Consider the following 15,724-nt stretch of genomic DNA (forward strand, 5'->3'; position numbering starts at 1 on the left):
GGCAGGGGCAGCGGGAGCCGGAATCGATCCACTCGCTGGGCAACAGGAGGAACGTGCCCTGCTGGAGCAGCTCGCCCGGGCCCTCAAAACCGTGTCAGGCAGCGCTTTGACCGCGAGCATCCGGTCCGGATCGGTCGGCATGATCCTGGCCGTTCCTGCGAAGCAATTGGAGGACCCGACCCTCCAGCGTCTCGCCGATGCCCTCGCGGGCAGCGACACGCCACCCGGCCCACCCGTCCGCGGAGCCCGGCCCGGCAGAGGTCTGCCCGGCGGAGGCTGGGCCGGCAATCCGGCGGAGGCGACATGGAGCATCGGCGTGGGGCACCTGAGGGGTTCCTTGCTCGAAGCGGCGGCGGGCATTGACGAAGCCGCCCACGTCGCCGAAACCGCGGCGACGCTGCGGGGTGATCGGAAGCCGTTCTACCGGGCGACGGACGTCCGGCTTCGGGGGCTGCTGGCCCTGCTGCGCAAGGATCCGCGGGTGCAGCAGTTCGCGGAGTCAGAACTGGAGGGTGTCCTGCAGGCCGACGCCCGGGACGGCGGCGGGCAGCTGGAACTGCTGGGCCGCTACCTCGAGTCCGGCGGCAACAAAGCGGCTCTGGCCCGCACCGGCTATCTCAGCCGCCCGACACTGTACGCGCGGCTGGCCCGCCTTGAAGAGCTCCTCGGCGTGGACCTCGACGACGCGGAGTCCCGGACGTCGCTGCACGTCGCCCTACTCCTGCACCGGCTCCGGGGCCTGTGACCGCGCGGATCCGCGCAGAATGCGAGCATTGACGAATGGCGAAGCCCTTTACCTTGACCCAGCTGCGGTATTTCGCGGTGGTGGCCGAGCTCGAAAACATGACTGCGGCGGCCGAAAGGCTGCTCGTGACCCAGTCCACCCTGTCCACCGCCATGGCCCAGCTTGAAGCAAGTTTGTCGACGCAGCTGTTTGTCCGGCTCAGGACGCGCGGCCTGCGCCTGACGCCGTCCGGCCGGCAGCTGGCCCAGGACATCAAGGTGCTGCTGGAGCATGCGGACTCGCTGTACGAGTCAGCCCGCGGGCTTGCGACAAGCCTGGTCGGAGAGCTCAAAGTGGGCGTGTTTTCGCCCCTGGCGCCCTTCAGGCTTCCCGCAATCCTGCAGACCTTCGAAGTTCAGCATCCGGGAGTCGAGGTCTCCTTCCTGGAAGCCGATCTGGCGAGCCTGCAGACGGCCCTCCTCGAAGGGCAGTGCGATGTCGCGCTGATGTACGGTCTCGGCCGGGGCCGGGGCTTCACACACACGGTGCTCGAGCGCGTGCCCCCTCATGTGCTGGTCCATGCTGAACACCCCGCGGCGTCCCGGCCCGAGCGAAGCATCGCACTGAAGGATCTCGACGGCGAACCCGCGGTGGTGCTGGATCTGCCGCACAGCCGGGAATACTACGAGCAGCTGTACGCGATCGCGGGGGTGCTTCCCAATGTCCGGCACCGCTTTGCCGGGTATGAGACGGTGCGCTCGTTTGTGGCGAAGGGCCACGGCTACGCCATGCTGAACCAGCGGCTCCACAGCGACATGACGTATTCCGGCGGCAGGGTGGTTGCCCTGACCCTGACGGATGACTTCCCGCCAATCGAGGTGATGCTGGTCCGGCCCGAGGGAGTGCAACCCACCCGCCGGGCACTGGCCTTTGAGGAGACCTGCATCCGGCTCTACGGTGCCGCCCGGCACTAGCCCGGCGGATTCCCCGTGCCCACCGACTGTGACTGCGAAAATCCGCAGCGATTGGCATCGATGAAATCGATTGATTTGGCCAAAACAATCAATTGGACAGATGTGAACCGGATCACACAAAGTTGGTCCAGTGCGGTGGTGCCGGCGGGAGTCCAACGGCAAATCCCGCGCAATGACGGCCCTTGGCCGAGTCCCGAAGCGCGACAACCATGTTGATCAAAGGAGATTCAATGGTTCCGATTCACGCCCCAGGTGTCCGACTTATGTCCGGACCGTGGCTTGCCGGCAACACAGCGGCAACATCAGCAGATTTCATTTCCCGGGCCCGTAACACGGCAGGGAACTTCGGAAACACGGCGCCTCTAGCGTGGCTGTCATGACGATCAACGACATCAAGGACCAGCCGGTGTCCGCTTCCCAGACCACACCGTCCGCCCCGGCCCTGGACAAGGACGCTCCGCGGTCCGGACCTCTCGGCATCACCAAGATGCAGAAGCGGGTCCTCGCAGGCGGCAGCATCGGGCAGTTCATCGAATTCTACGATTTCACGCTCTACGGCCTCACCGCCGTCATCTTCTCCCAACTGTTTTTCCCCGGCAGCAACCCGGTCACGGCCATGCTTGCCACGTTCGCCACCTTCGGCGTCGCCTTCGTGGTCCGTCCCATCGGCGGCCTGTTCTTCGGCGCGCTCGGCGACCGGATCGGCCGCCGCCGGGTCCTGACCATCACGCTCGTCGCCATCGGCGGGGCCACCGCCTTGATGGGGCTGCTGCCGACCTACGGCCAGATCGGCGCCTGGGCACCGGTGTTGCTGGTCCTCTGCCGGCTGATCCAGGGCTTCTCCGCCGGCGGCGAATCCGTGGGAGCACCCTCGTTTGTCTTCGAGCACGCCCCGGTCAGCCGCCGCGGGTTCTGGCTCAACATCACCATCGCCGCCACTGCGCTGCCCTCTGTCGTCGCCGGTTCGATGATCCTCATCCTGAGCCAGTCAATGCCCAACGAGGCCTTCATGGCGTGGGGCTGGCGCCTGCCGTTCCTGCTGGCACTGCCGCTCGCCCTGTTCGGCGTCTGGATCCGCAGCCGGACGGTGGAAAGCGATGCGTTCAATGAGGCCAAGGCTGCCCGGACCAAGGAATTCAGCCCGGTCCGCGAAGCCTTCCGCGAAAACCGGCTCCGTATGGTCCAGGTCATCTTCGTCATGGGCCTGACCGCAATGGGCTTCTACTTCCTCTCGGCCTATTTCGTCTCCTATGTCCAGACCACGGGCCACCTGAGCCGTGAACAGTCCCTCCTGGTCAACGCCGCCGCTCTCGCGCTCTACGCCGTCCTGCTTCCTTTCGGTGGCCGGCTGGGCGACCGCTTCGGCCGCAAACCGATGCTCATTGCCGGTTCAGCCGCGCTGGCCCTGCTTTCAGTGCCGAGCTTCATGCTGGTGACCAGCGGAAGCCTCCCTCTTGCCCTCCTGGGCCAGTCCCTCTTCGTGGTGGCGCTCTGCATCTACGGCGGAGGCTGCTACACCTTCTTCGTTGAAATCTTCACCACCCGCACCCGCTTCACGTCGGCGGCAATCAGCTACAACGGCGCCTACGCGCTCTTCGGCGGCACAGCACCGTTCATCGGGACCGCCCTGGTCGGCGGCACCGGAGTGCCTCACGCGCCCGGCTTCTACATGGCCGCGGCCGCCGCCGTCGTGCTCCTGCTGGTGCTCTTCACCAAGGTTCCCGAGACGCGCGGCCGCATGGGCTAAGCCCGCCGCCCCACCCTCTCCACCGCAACCTACAAAGGATTTCCCATGACTTCAGCAGCTTTCCTCGAAGACTTCCACCACGTGGCCACCATCGGCGCCACCCCCGACAACGGCGTCGACCGCCAGGCGGCAACCCCGGAGGATGCGCAGACACGCCACTGGTTCGCCGGGTGGGTGCGTGACGCCGGATGGGAACTCCGGGTGGACGGGATCGGCAACATGTTCGGGCTGCTGGAGTGGACGCCGGGGGCGCCCTATGTGCTGATCGGATCCCACCTGGACAGCCAGCCGCTCGGGGGCCGGTTCGACGGCGCGTACGGTGTCGTCGCCGCCCTGCACGCGGCCCGGCGTCTGGACGCCGAGGTTGCGGAGGGCGGGCCCGCGCCGCGGTTCAACCTGGCCGTAGTGAACTGGTTCAACGAGGAGGGCGGCCGGTTCGCGCCGAGCATCATGGGAAGTTCGGTGTTTGCGGGACTCCTGCAGCGGGAACAGATGCTGGATGTGGCGGACCTGCAAGGCGTCACAGTCCGTGAGGCGCTGGATGGCATCGGGTACCTCGGCACCTCTGACGGGCCCGAGGCCGCCGGCTACGCCGAGATCCACATCGAGCAGGGCAGGATCCTGGAACGCGAGGGCATCTCCATCGGCCTGGTGGACAGCAGCTGGTACACCCAGAAACTGGACATCGAAGTGCTCGGCGAACAGTCGCACACCGGAGCGACGGCCATGGCCGACCGGCACGACGCCCTGGTGGCAGCCTCCAAGATCATTCTTATGGTGCACGACGTCACGGCTGAGTTCGCCGAGGAGGCCCTCGTCTCATCCGTGGGCCAGCTGACCCTCGAACCGAACTCGCCCATTGTGGTGGCCCGTAGGGTCCACCTCGTCGCCGACCTCCGCTCCGGCGATCCGGACATCGTCAAGGCGGCCCGCGCCAAACTCATCGAGGACATCGATGCGCTGGCACGCGAGCACGACATCAAAGTCAATGTGAAGGACTTCGACATCCGGCCGATCCGCCGCTTCCCCGAAGGCGGGATCGAACTCGCGGACAAGGTGGCTGCAGACCTGGGCCTTTCCGCGCGGCGGATCCAGACCATGGCCGGCCACGATTCCGTTGCCATGAACACAGTGGCGCCGTCGGTCATGCTCTTCATCCCCAGCGTGGACGGCGTCTCGCACTGCGAACGGGAGTTCAGCACCGACGAGGACATGGTTGCCGGCGTGGACATGCTCACTGGGGTGGCCCGGGACCTGGTTGCCGGCGCCCTGGCCGAAGCCTCCTCCGAGCCGGCAGCGGCCTTGGCATGACCGAGCTGCACTACCTCGACGCCGGCACGGCCCTGCGGCTTTTCCGCTCCCGGGAGCTCTCGCCGGTGGAGCTCATGGAAGCGGTGATCACCAGGACCGAGGCCGTCAACGGCGGCATCAACGCCCTGACGGAGACCCTGTTCGAAGAGGCGCTCCCGGCAGCACGGCAGGCCGCTGCCCGGTATGCGCGGGGCAGGGACCTCACACCCCTGCTGGGGCTGCCGGTGGCCGCCAAGGAAAAGCACGGGCTCCGGGGACGCACCCTTTCGCAGGGGCTCGTAGCCCGCAAGGGGGAGCTCGCGCACGCGGACCATCCCGTCATCGACCGAATCCGGCGTGCCGGCGGCATCATCCATGCCCGCACCACCACGCCCGAATACAGCTGCGCCACCGTCACCCACAGTCCCCTGTGGGGAGTCACGCGCAATCCCTGGAACCGGCAGTATTCCCCGGGCGGCTCCTCCGGCGGTTCCGGGGCGGCACTGGCCGCCGGGCTGGCGCCGCTGGCCACCGCCTCCGACATCGCGGGTTCAACCCGCCTGCCGGCGTCGTTCACCGGGACCGTCGGCTACAAGGCGCCCTACGGAAGGATTCCCGGCCTGGCCCCGCTCTCCGCGGACCACTACCGCGGCGACGGCCCGATGGCACGGACCGTGGCGGACGCAGCCTTGCTGGCGAACGTCATGGCGGGCCGTCATCCGGGCGACCACACCTCCCTCGCCGGGAGTCCGGCGTTGTCCTGCCCGCCGGGTGCTGACACCGCCTCGGCAGTGGCCGGCATGCGCATCGCTCTCTGCATCCGGCTGGGGAACTATCCCGTCGCCGCGGATGTTGAGGCCAATACGCGCGGCGTGGCAACGGCCCTGCGTGATGCCGGCGCCGTGGTGGAAGAGATCGAGCTGCCCTGGACCACCGAGGACATCAGCCGGACAATGTTCACACATTTCGGCTACCTCCTCGGTCCGGCCATGGAGGACGAGACCTCGGAGTCTCCCGAGCTGCTGGCCCCGTACACACGGCGGTTCATGGCGGACGCCCGGAAAGCCGCCGCGGAAAACCGGTTCGTCGACGGCATCCGGGCGGAAACCAGAATCCAGGCCGAGCTTGCCGCGGCGATGTCCGGCTTCGACGCCCTTCTCTGCCCGGCCTCGGCCGTGGCCGCCCTGGACGCGGACGGCATGTACCTTGACGGGATCGACGCCGGGGGCGAGCGGCTCGGGCACTACTGGCAGGGGCACATGACGGCGCCCTTCAACATCAGCAACCGCTGCCCCGTCCTGGCCGTGCCGAGCGGCATGGCCGACTGCGGCATCCCCACGGGTGTGCAGATCGTGGGCCATCCATTCGAGGACGCCACAGTCTTCACGGTGGGTGCCGCCGTGGAGGCGGTGCGGCCCTGGGCAGGACGCCGTCCGGAGCTCCTGGTGAACAGCTAGGCGCCCGGGCCCCGGCCGGTCCGTCCGTCCATGGGAAGATTGAACGCGTGGCTCATATTGACGTTTCCGGCATCGACTACTTCCTCTCCGACGGCACCCAGCTGCTCAACGGCGTGACGTTCAAGGTCCCCGACGGCACCAAGACGGCGCTGATCGGGCCCAACGGAACCGGCAAGACCACGCTGTTCCGGATCATTTCCGGCGACCTCGTTGCGGATGAAGGCGTGATCGGCCGCTCCGGCAACATGGGGATCATGCGCCAGTTCGTGGGCCAGGTCCGGGATGAGTCCACCGTCCGCGACCTCCTGGTCTCCGCCGCCCCGCCCGCCCTGGCCGCCGCCGCGCGCACCGTCGACGAGGCAGAACTCGCCATGCTGGAGCACGACGACGAGCCCACCCAGATGGCCTATGCCCAGGCCATCGTGGACTGGGGAGACGCCGGCGGCTACGACGTCGAGACCGTCTGGGACGAGGTCTGCATGGCCGCCCTCGGCCTGCCGTTTGACCGGGCGCAGCACCGCCCGGCGTCGAGCCTCTCCGGCGGCGAGCAGAAGCGGCTGGTGCTCGAGGCTCTCTTCGCCGGCCCGGACGAACTGCTGCTCCTGGACGAGCCGGACAACTACCTCGACGTCCCGGGCAAGCGCTGGCTCGAGGCCAAGCTGAACGAGTCGAAGAAGACCGTGTTCTTCATCAGCCACGACCGTGAACTGCTCAACAACGCCGCCGGCCGCATCGTCACGCTGGAACCGGGCATCAACGGCGCCGGGGCCTGGATCCACGGCGGCGGTTTCGGTTCCTACGTGGATGCCCGGGCCGACCGGAACGCGCGCTTCGAGGAGCTGCGCAAGCGTTGGGACGAGGAGCACGTAAAGCTCAAGGAACTCGTCAACATGTACAAGAACAAGGCCGCTTTCCGTTCCGACATGGCCAACCGCTATCACGCGGCCCAGACCCGGCTCGCGAAGTTCCTCGAGGCCGGTCCGCCCGAGGCCCTGCCGATCGAGCAGAATGTGCAGATGCGGCTCAAGGGCGGGCGCACCGCCAAGCGCGCCGTCGTGGCGGAGAAACTGGAACTGACGGGCCTGATGAAGCCGTTCTCCACCGAGATCTGGTTCGGCGACCGGGTGGGCGTCCTTGGTTCCAACGGTTCGGGCAAGAGCCACTTCCTGCGCCTGCTCGCCACCGGCGGCACGGATCCGGAACGGGAGCACCTGCCGGTGTCCGACGTCGAGATCGCGGAGGTGCCGCATGAGGGCACCGTGAAACTCGGCGCCCGGATCCGGCCCGGCTTCTTCGCCCAGACCCACGTCCGGCCCGACCTGCTGGGCAAGACCCTGCTCGAAATCCTGCACCGGGGCGACGAGCACCGCTCCGGCATGGGCCGCGAAGCCGCCGCCGGGGCGCTGGACGGCTACGGGCTGGCAGCGCAGTCCGAGCAGAAGTACGAGTCCCTCTCCGGCGGCCAGCAGGCGCGGTTCCAGATCCTGTTGCTGCAGCTCTCCGGCGCCACGCTGCTGCTGCTTGACGAACCCACGGACAACCTCGACCTGCACTCGGCCGAGGCCCTGGAACGGGCGATCGACCACTTCGAAGGCACCGTCCTGGCAGTCACCCACGACCGCTGGTTCGCCCGCACTTTCGACCGCTTCCTGGTCTTCGGCTCCGACGGCAGGGTCTACGAGTCCGCCGAACCGGTCTGGGACGAAAAGCGCGTCGAGCGCGCCCGCTAAGCCAACAAGCAACGCGGCGTCACTTAACGCCCATCCCCGAGGGGTTTCTGGGGCGCCAAGTGACCCCGCGTTTGCTCTTTGGGTCGCGCAACAAATGATTAAATGATCACAAACCGTTAGCATTTGATCATGAACACTGATGAGCGGCACCGCCTGATCGGCGGACTGCTTCGCAACCGCGAGCAGGTGACGGTGGACGACCTGATGGCCGCCTGCGGCGCCTCCGGTGCCACCATCCGGCGCGACCTCGACATCCTGGCCCTGCACGGCGTGCTGCGGAGGGTCCACGGCGGAGCCAAGAGCCTGGTTTTCGGCGGTGAAAACCCCCAATACGGGCAGCGCGAGCTGGAGGACCACACCGCCAAGGTGAGGATCGCCGCCGGTGTGGCGGCCATGCTCCAGGACCGGAGTCACGTCTGGCTGGACAGCGGCACCACCGCTACGGAGATCGCCCGCCAGTTGCGCCAGCGCGAGATGACGATCATGCCGATGTCGTTGCGAGCCGTCACCGCGCTGTCCCTGGACGATGTGCCTGCCGGCCGCCGCCCCGAGCTCCTGATGCCGGGCGGCAGCCTCGTTCCCGGTGAACTGTCTTTCCGCGGGCCCATGACGGAATCCAACATCCGCTCGCTGCGCTTCGACGCCGCCGTGGTCACGCCCTGCGCCCTGAACCTCAAGGACGGGCTGTTGGCCCACGATCTCGACGACGCCGCCGTCAAGCGCGCTGGCCTGGAATCCGCGGCCCGGGTGATCGTCGCCTGCGCCGGATCCAAATGGAACGCCAGCGCCGTCGCCCTCGTCGCATCCCTGGACGCCGTCGATGCCGTCGTGACCGACCGGCAGCTCAGCCTGGAAGAACTTGACCAACTCTCACAACGCTCGGTGGAAGCAGTGATCGTATGACCAGTACCGCAACCGTCCCGCAACTGAAGGCTGCCACCGGGGCGACTTTCCTTGTCTTCGGGATCAACGGATTAGTCTTCGCCAGTTGGGCTGCCCGCATCCCCGCGGTGACAGAGATCCTGCACATCACCGCGGGCCAGATGGGAACGCTGCTGCTGTGCCTGGCGGTCGGCTCGCTGATCGCCCTGCCCACGGCCGGGTTTGTCGTCGGCCGGATCGGCACCGCCAACACCGTCCGGAGCGCCGGACTTGTGGCCGCGGCGGCCGGCGTCGGCGTCGCGCTGTCCCTGATGGCGGCCTCCGTCCCGGGGACGGCGATTGCCCTGTTCTTCTTCGGGATCGGCGTCGGGCTCTGGGATGTTTCGCAGAACATTGAAGGTGCCGACGTCGAGCACCGGCTCGGGCGCACCATCATGCCGCAGTTCCACGCGGCCTTCAGCGGCGGCGCATTCATCGGGGCCCTGATCGGCGCCGGCCTGTCCACCCTGGGGGTCGGGCTCCCGGAGCATCTGCTGGTCATAGCCGCCGTCGTCGCCGTCCTGACCACGGTGGCCCCGCGGTACTTCCTGCCCCATCTGCCCGCCGCGGCGCCCGCCGCGGGGGACCCGGACCACGGCAAGGGCGGGTCGGCCTGGCGGGACGGGCGCACGCTGCTGATCGGCGTCGTCGTTCTCGGCGCCACCCTGACTGAAGGCGCCGGCAATGACTGGATTGCCAAGGCCGCGGTTGACGGCCTGGGCGCTGAACAATCCACGGGGGCGCTGCTGTTCGCCGCCTTTGTGCTGGCAATGACCGCCATGCGCTTCTTCGGCGGCCGCGCGATCGACGTCTACGGCCGCGTGGCTGTGCTGCGCGCCAGCATGGCCGCGGCAGCCGCGGGCCTCTGCCTCTTCGTGTTCGCCGGCACCATCTGGCTGGCCGCTGCCGGCGCCGTGCTCTGGGGCGTGGGCGCCGCCCTCGCATTTCCGATCGGGATGTCCGCCGCGGCGGATGACCCCCGGAAGGCGGCCGCCCGGGTGTCCGTCGTGTCCACGCTGGGCTACATTGCCTTCCTCGCCGGGCCGCCGCTGCTGGGCTACCTGGGCGATGTCACCGGTATCAGGGCCGCCCTGCTGGCGATCGGGATTCCGATTCTGGTGGCCCTGGTGCTCGCCGGCGCCGCGAAGCCCTTGCGCGCGAGGTAGGTGCCCGCCGCGCCCTTGCCTCCGGCGGGCCGTCCGGCAGTATGGTGGTCAAATGCGAACCATGCTGAGGAAGGCCCCCGGCCGCCTGTCGAAATTCGACCTCAAACTGGTGCGCGCCGTCTCCAATCTGCCGGGCGGAGGCCATGACGAGTTCTTCCGCCGTCTCTCCGCCGCCGCCAACAAAGGCAAACTCTGGTTCGGCGTCGCCGGAGCCATGGCCCTGGTGCCCGGAAGGACGCGCCGGGCAGCCTTGCATGGGCTCTTGGCCCAAGGCGTGGCCTCGGCAGTCACGAACGTGGTGTTCAAGACCCTCCTGCCCCGGACGCGGCCCCTGCCCGAACACCTTCCGGTCTTCCGCTTCGTCAATCCGCAGCCGACGAGTTCGTCGATGCCCTCGGGCCATTCGGCCTCCGCGGTGGCCTTCGCGCTCGGAGTCGGCATGGTCCGGCCGGCACTCGGTGCGGCGCTGGCCCCCGTCGCGGCCGGGGTGGCCTACTCCCGGGTCCACACCGGGGCCCACTGGCCCTCGGATGTGCTGTTCGGTTCCGCGATCGGCGCCGGCGCGGCCATGGTGACGCGGAAGTGGTGGCCCGTCCGGCCGCCCTTCCCGGAAACCCGCCGTGGCGCCGTCCGGGCCGCGGAACTCCCGGACGGACAGGGTCTCTGCATCGCCGTCAACACCCTCGGCGGGTCCTATGCCGACGAGACCGTTGACGCCCTGCAAAAAACATTCCCCAAAGCGTATATAAAGAAAATTGGGCATGATGAGGCCGTTGACGCGGGCATCGCCGAGGTCGCGACGCGGCCGGGCATTGCGGCCCTGGGCGTCTGGGGCGGCGACGGAACCGTGGGCGCCGCGGCGGCCGCCGCCGTCGAACGCTCCCTCCCGCTGCTGGTGCTCCCCGGCGGAACGCTCAACCACTTTGCCCGCGACGCCGGGACGCCCACGCTGGGGGCGGCGGTGCAGGCGGCCTCGCACGGCGAGGCCGCAGTGGCCGACATCGGCCACGTGAGTGTCGAACGCGGGCTCCCCGACAGCCCGGAGCACCTCGAACTGATCATGCTCAACACGGCCAGCATCGGTCTCTACCCGAACCTGGTCCGCCGGCGCGAACAGCTCCAGCCGGCTCTGGGAAAACCCCTGGCCGGAGTGGTGGCCATGTTCCGGACCTTCGCGGCCGGTACCCCCACCACCCTGATCGTCAACGGGGTGCGGCACCGGCTGTGGATCCTGTATATCGGCCGCGGCCGCTACTACCCCAGCGACCACGCGCCGCTGGTGCGCCCCGTGCTGGCGGACGGGGTCCTGGACCTGCGGATGATTACTGCCGATGAGCCGTTTGCCCGGCTGCGGCTGCTCTGGGCCGTGCTCACGGGCACCGTGGCCACTTCCGAAATCACCCACCTCAGCGAAACGGACCGGATCACGGTGGAACCCGGGAACGGGCCCATGGTCCTCGCCGTCGACGGGGAGGTCATGCCAGGAGTGCGGAGCGTGGAGTTCACGGTCCGCCGCGACGCCCTGACCTACTACTCGCCCCTCGACTGAGCCTGTCATCCTCCCGGACTACCCTGATTGGCCCCTGAATCATCCCTGAGACCGGCGAAATACGCCGCCGGCCTCGGTAGCGTGGTGTGCAGACGGGCCCGTGACTGCGGAGCCCCGGATAATCTCCCGCTACGCAAAGGAAAGCTTCCATGATCGAAGCACGAGGCCTGACCAAGGTTTACGGCGACAAGACCGCCGTCGCCGGCGTCAACTTCACCGTCGAAGCCGGCCGGGTCACCGGCTTCCTGGGTCCGAACGGGGCCGGAAAATCCACCACCATGCGCATGATCATGGGACTGGACCGGCCGACGTCGGGCTCAGTGACCGTCAACGGGTCGCCGCTGACCGGGCACGCCGCGCCGCTGCGCGATGTCGGTGCGCTGCTCGACGCCAAGGCCGTCCACACGAGCCGCTCCGCCTACAACCACCTGCTGGCCATGGCCGCGACCCACAGCATCCCCAAGAAGCGGGTCCACGAAGTCATTGAGATGACCGGGCTGGCCGAGGTGGCCCGCAAGAAGGTCGGCGGCTTCTCACTGGGCATGGGCCAGCGGCTGGGCATCGCCGCCGCGCTCCTGGGCGACCCGCAGACCGTCATCCTGGACGAGCCCGTCAACGGTCTCGACCCGGAAGGGGTGGTGTGGGTCCGGAACCTGGTGAAGTATCTGGCCTCCGAGGGCCGCACGGTCTTCCTCTCCAGCCACCTCATGAGTGAAATGGCCGTCACGGCGGACCACCTGATCGTGATTGGCCGCGGGAGGATCATTGCGGACGCCCCGATCCAGGAAATCATCACCGGCAAGGGCCAGGGCCGCACGCGGGTCCGCACAGACCAGCCGGACCGGCTCATGCAGTTGCTGGCCGGAACCGGCGTCTCCGTGGAGGCCCAGGAGCGTGAGCTCCTCGAAGTCACAGGCCTGGACCCGCGGCAGATCGCCACCGCAGCGCTGGAGAACCACGTCATGATCTACGAACTCACCCCGCTGCAGGCCAGCCTCGAGGAGGCCTATATGGAGCTGACCAAGGATGAGGTCGAATACCACTCGCTGATCACCACGGGCGCTGTTCCCGTCGAAGCCGGAGGCAACTAAGCCATGAGCTCCACAACCGTTGAATCCACGCCATCGCCCCGCGGCGCCGAATCCCGCGCGCAGCGGTCCGGAAACGGCAGCAGTTCCGGCCCCGGCCCCAGCTTCCTGCGGGTCCTCAACTCCGAATTCATCAAGTTCCGCACCCTGCTCTCCACGCTGATCCTGCTCGGCTCCACAGTGGTCGTCATGGTCGGGTTCGGGGCGCTTTCGGCCTGGGGGACGGGCCAGTTCTCCGAGGCGGCGGCCCAGGACCCGGAGGTGGCGGCCAGGCTCGCGGCGCAGGGCGGCGACATCGCCGTCAGCGTGCCGACTTCCGGCATCGCGTTTGCCCAGCTGATCCTGGGCTCCCTCGGTGTGCTGCTGATGAGCTCCGAGTTCACCACGGGCATGGCCCGGTCCACGTTCGCGGCAGTGCCCAAACGGATTCCGGCGTTCGCGGCCAAGCTCGTGGTGGTAGTGCTGACCTCCTTCGTCATCACCGCCGCCTCCACCCTGGTGGCCGGGTTGGTGTCGGTGCCGATCCTGGATAACTACGGCCTCGGCCTGGACCTGGGCAGCTCGCAGTCGGTCAAGCTGCTCGTTGTCAACAGCATCTATGTGGCGGCGGTCGCGGCGATCGGCATGGCGCTGGGCACCCTGATCCGCAACTCGGCGGGCGGCATCATGAGCCTGGTCGGCCTGTTCTTCGTGGCGCCCATCGCCTTCCAGCTCATTCCGGGCGACTTCTTCGTGGAGGCCCGCAAGTACCTGCCCGGCAACACCGTGGATCCCCTGACCGCCGTGGAGCACGTCCCGGACACGCTCGAGGCCTGGCAGGCCGGCCTGGTGCTGGGCGCCTGGGTTGTGGTCCCGGTGCTCCTGGCCGCCATCCTGCTCAAGAAGCGGGACGTCTAAGCCGGGCGCACAGGCCCAGCGTCTAGGCTCAGAGCATGATCGATGCAGTACCTGTGAGGGACGCGTCGGCCGGACCGGCCGACGCGTCGCTCGCCGAACTCACCGCCCGCCGCCGCGGCCGGCTCCGGCGCTACTTGCTGGCCAATCCGCGAGTCATGGATGTCCTGGTGGTGCTCTGCTACCTGGTCCTGGTCACGCCGACGGCCATCGAGTCGATCCTGCATGGCGACTGGCCGGTGGCCGTCCTGCTCGCCGCGGCCGCGCCCGTCCTGCTGTTCCGGCGGGCCTATCCCGTGCGGGTGGCGGCCGCCGTGGCGGCACTGGAGCTGGCCGTCACCTTCCTGCATCCGTGGGGATCCAATGTCTCCGCCGGGCTCTGGTTTTCGCTGTACGCCGTCGCCGTCGTCCGCACGCGGCGGTTCGCCCTTGCAACACTTGCCCTGACCACCGCCCCGCTCCTGCTCCTGTACTTCCTGCTGGCCGTTGGTCCGCTGGACGGGCGGCTCCCGGACATGGCGGTCCGCACGCCGGAGAATTTCCAGCTGCTCACGGGCATCGCGGCGGGCATCGGCATCACGCTCTCCAACGTGATCGCCACGGGGATCGGGATCTCGGTGCGGCAGCGGCGCGAGCACGAGTACGAGATCGCCGCATGGGCCGCCCGCGCCCAGCAGCTCGGTTCGGTCACGGAACGGAACCGGATCGCGCGCGAAATGCACGACGTCGTGGCGCACTCGCTGACGGTCATGATCAGCCTTTCGGACGGCGCCGCCGTCGTGGTCAAGAAGGATCCGGCGCGCGCCGCCGGCGTCCTGGCCGAACTCTCCCGGACGGGACGCACCGCGCTGGCCGACATGCGCCGGGTGCTCGGCGTGCTGCGCGAGGACGCCGCCGCAGGGCACGCCCCGCGCGAGCCGCTGGTGGCCGGAGGCAGCCTGGCCACACTGCTTGAGGGTTTCCGCACCGCGGGACTGCCGCTGCACTACACGCACACCGGCCCGTCCCTGCCCTCCGATGCGGCGTTCCAGCTGACCGTGTACAGGATTGTGCAGGAGTCGCTGACCAATGTGCTGCGCTACGGCCGTGCGCTCAGCCGCGTGGACGTCAGCATTGTCCGCAACGGTTCACGCGTCACCATCGAAGTGGTCGACGACGGCAGGGGCACCGTTGACCCCGGCAGTGCCGGGGCCGCCGCGCAGGCGAAGCCCGACTCACTGGATACCTTCGGCACCGGGCATGGAATCGCCGGGATGCGGGAGCGGGCCAGGATTTACGCAGGCACTGTACACGCCGGGCGCACTGGTGAGCGCGGCTGGCGCGTGCACACGGAACTGAACTGCAATGGCGAGAATGCCACGGATACAGGGGGGAACAATGCTCGACAAAGGACCGGTACGCGTTCTGCTGGTGGATGACCAGCCGCTGCTTCGGATGGGCTTCCGGCTCATCCTGGAGGGCGAAGATGATTTGTGCATCGTGGGCGAGGCATCCAATGGTGCCGAAGCGGTCAGCCACGTCCGGGAGCTCGCGCCCGACGTCGTCCTGATGGACGTGCGGATGCCGGTGCTGGACGGGATCGAGGCCACCCGGGCCATCGCGGCCTCGGATTCGGACGCCAAGATCATCATCCTGACCACCTTTGACCTCGATGAATACGCCTTTGCCGGGCTGCGGGCCGGGGCCTCGGCCTTTCTGCTCAAGGACGTGGCGCCGGCGGAACTGATCAGCGCGGTGCGGGTGGTGGCCAGCGGCGACGCAGTGGTGGCCCCGCGCGTTACGCAGCGGCTGCTGGAGACCTACGTCCGCGGCGCCGGAGCCGGCATGGATCATGCCGGGGCGGACGGCGGCGGACAGCGCGCCGGGGCGGAGGACGGCGGCGGACAGCGCGCCGCCAGCCCGGCACGCCCGGCGAGGGATCCGTTGCTGGCGGACCTGACGCCCCGCGAAAACGAGATGCTCGGGGCGATGGCGGAGGGGCTCTCCAACGCCGAAATCGCGCACAGGTACTTCCTGTCCGAGGCCACCGTCAAGACGCACGTGCGCCGGATCCTGACCAAGCTCCACCTCCGCGACCGTGTCCAGGCCGTCGTGTACGCGTACGAGACCGGCCTCGTGGTGCCGAGCAACGCGGACTACTGACGGGAACGGCCCGCCGGCCGTGGGAGCCGGCTACCGGCGGGT

Annotated in this window: 13 protein-coding genes; all 13 read left to right on the top strand. The window is 68.4% G+C overall.

All coding sequences use genetic code 11. The annotated features are described in order from the left end of the window. Positions 1-745: helix-turn-helix domain-containing protein (locus tag LQV16_RS00005; protein ID WP_229991872.1), on the top strand; the 745-nt coding region annotated here is incomplete at its 5' end. A 35-nt stretch (positions 746-780) separates the two neighbouring features. Then, the gene (locus tag LQV16_RS00010; RefSeq protein ID WP_229991873.1) at positions 781-1,698 is read left to right on the top strand and encodes a LysR family transcriptional regulator; all 918 of its coding nucleotides are present in this window, start codon (positions 781-783) and stop codon (positions 1,696-1,698) included. A gap of 376 nt (positions 1,699-2,074) precedes the next feature. Continuing rightward, the gene (locus tag LQV16_RS00015; protein ID WP_229991874.1) at positions 2,075-3,445 is read left to right on the top strand and encodes an MFS transporter; all 1,371 of its coding nucleotides are present in this window, start codon (positions 2,075-2,077) and stop codon (positions 3,443-3,445) included. Positions 3,446-3,490: 45 nt separating this feature from the next. Further along, positions 3,491-4,756 carry a M20 family metallo-hydrolase gene (locus LQV16_RS00020; RefSeq protein WP_229991875.1) on the top strand — a complete coding sequence of 422 codons (1,266 nt, stop codon included), beginning with the start codon at positions 3,491-3,493 and terminating at the stop codon, positions 4,754-4,756. Continuing rightward, positions 4,753-6,192 (top strand): amidase, encoded by a 1,440-nt coding sequence (locus LQV16_RS00025; RefSeq protein WP_229991876.1) that lies wholly within the window; start codon positions 4,753-4,755, stop codon positions 6,190-6,192. The genes LQV16_RS00020 and LQV16_RS00025 overlap by 4 nt, the downstream gene beginning before the upstream one ends. 47 nt (positions 6,193-6,239) lie before the next feature. Further along, positions 6,240-7,922 carry an ATP-binding cassette domain-containing protein gene (locus tag LQV16_RS00030; RefSeq protein WP_229991877.1) on the top strand — a complete coding sequence of 561 codons (1,683 nt, stop codon included), beginning with the start codon at positions 6,240-6,242 and terminating at the stop codon, positions 7,920-7,922. A 129-nt stretch (positions 7,923-8,051) separates the two neighbouring features. Further along, positions 8,052-8,825, top strand: coding sequence for a DeoR/GlpR family DNA-binding transcription regulator (locus LQV16_RS00035; protein WP_229991878.1), 774 nt, complete (start codon positions 8,052-8,054; stop codon positions 8,823-8,825). After that, positions 8,822-10,009 carry an MFS transporter gene (locus LQV16_RS00040; RefSeq protein ID WP_229991879.1) on the top strand — a complete coding sequence of 396 codons (1,188 nt, stop codon included), beginning with the start codon at positions 8,822-8,824 and terminating at the stop codon, positions 10,007-10,009. Before LQV16_RS00035 ends, LQV16_RS00040 begins: the two co-directional genes overlap by 4 nt. A 52-nt stretch (positions 10,010-10,061) precedes the next feature. Continuing rightward, positions 10,062-11,558, top strand: a complete 1,497-nt coding sequence (locus tag LQV16_RS00045) for a bifunctional phosphatase PAP2/diacylglycerol kinase family protein (protein ID WP_229991880.1) — start codon at positions 10,062-10,064, stop codon at positions 11,556-11,558. Positions 11,559-11,707: 149 nt separating this feature from the next. After that, complete coding sequence (locus LQV16_RS00050; RefSeq protein ID WP_229991881.1) at positions 11,708-12,649, top strand: ATP-binding cassette domain-containing protein; 942 nt, start codon at positions 11,708-11,710, stop codon at positions 12,647-12,649. A 3-nt stretch (positions 12,650-12,652) separates the two neighbouring features. Further along, positions 12,653-13,543, top strand: a complete 891-nt coding sequence (locus tag LQV16_RS00055) for an ABC transporter permease (protein ID WP_229991882.1) — start codon at positions 12,653-12,655, stop codon at positions 13,541-13,543. A 35-nt stretch (positions 13,544-13,578) separates the two neighbouring features. Further along, a complete protein-coding gene (locus LQV16_RS00060; RefSeq protein WP_229991883.1) occupies positions 13,579-14,958 on the top strand; it encodes a histidine kinase in 1,380 nt (459 codons plus the stop codon). After that, the gene (locus tag LQV16_RS00065; RefSeq protein WP_229991884.1) at positions 14,918-15,682 is read left to right on the top strand and encodes a response regulator transcription factor; all 765 of its coding nucleotides are present in this window, start codon (positions 14,918-14,920) and stop codon (positions 15,680-15,682) included. The genes LQV16_RS00060 and LQV16_RS00065 overlap by 41 nt, the downstream gene beginning before the upstream one ends. Positions 15,683-15,724 lie beyond the last annotated feature (42 nt).

It is taken from the genome of Arthrobacter sp. Bi26 (assembly GCF_918697925.1).
GTDB lineage: Bacteria > Actinomycetota > Actinomycetes > Actinomycetales > Micrococcaceae > Arthrobacter.

Bases quoted from the DNA above. Each gene is read 5' to 3' on its own strand.
- LQV16_RS00040 (WP_229991879.1), top strand. From the start codon at position 8,822: ATGACCAGTACCGCAACCGTCCCGCAACTGAAGGCTGCCACCGGGGCG.
- LQV16_RS00020 (WP_229991875.1), top strand. From the start codon at position 3,491: ATGACTTCAGCAGCTTTCCTCGAAGACTTCCACCACGTGGCCACCATC.
- LQV16_RS00025 (WP_229991876.1), top strand. From the start codon at position 4,753: ATGACCGAGCTGCACTACCTCGACGCCGGCACGGCCCTGCGGCTTTTC.
- LQV16_RS00055 (WP_229991882.1), top strand. From the start codon at position 12,653: ATGAGCTCCACAACCGTTGAATCCACGCCATCGCCCCGCGGCGCCGAA.
- LQV16_RS00045 (WP_229991880.1), top strand. From the start codon at position 10,062: ATGCGAACCATGCTGAGGAAGGCCCCCGGCCGCCTGTCGAAATTCGAC.
- LQV16_RS00035 (WP_229991878.1), top strand. From the start codon at position 8,052: ATGAACACTGATGAGCGGCACCGCCTGATCGGCGGACTGCTTCGCAAC.
- LQV16_RS00065 (WP_229991884.1), top strand. From the start codon at position 14,918: ATGCTCGACAAAGGACCGGTACGCGTTCTGCTGGTGGATGACCAGCCG.
- LQV16_RS00060 (WP_229991883.1), top strand. From the start codon at position 13,579: ATGATCGATGCAGTACCTGTGAGGGACGCGTCGGCCGGACCGGCCGAC.
- LQV16_RS00015 (WP_229991874.1), top strand. From the start codon at position 2,075: ATGACGATCAACGACATCAAGGACCAGCCGGTGTCCGCTTCCCAGACC.
- LQV16_RS00050 (WP_229991881.1), top strand. From the start codon at position 11,708: ATGATCGAAGCACGAGGCCTGACCAAGGTTTACGGCGACAAGACCGCC.
- LQV16_RS00010 (WP_229991873.1), top strand. From the start codon at position 781: ATGGCGAAGCCCTTTACCTTGACCCAGCTGCGGTATTTCGCGGTGGTG.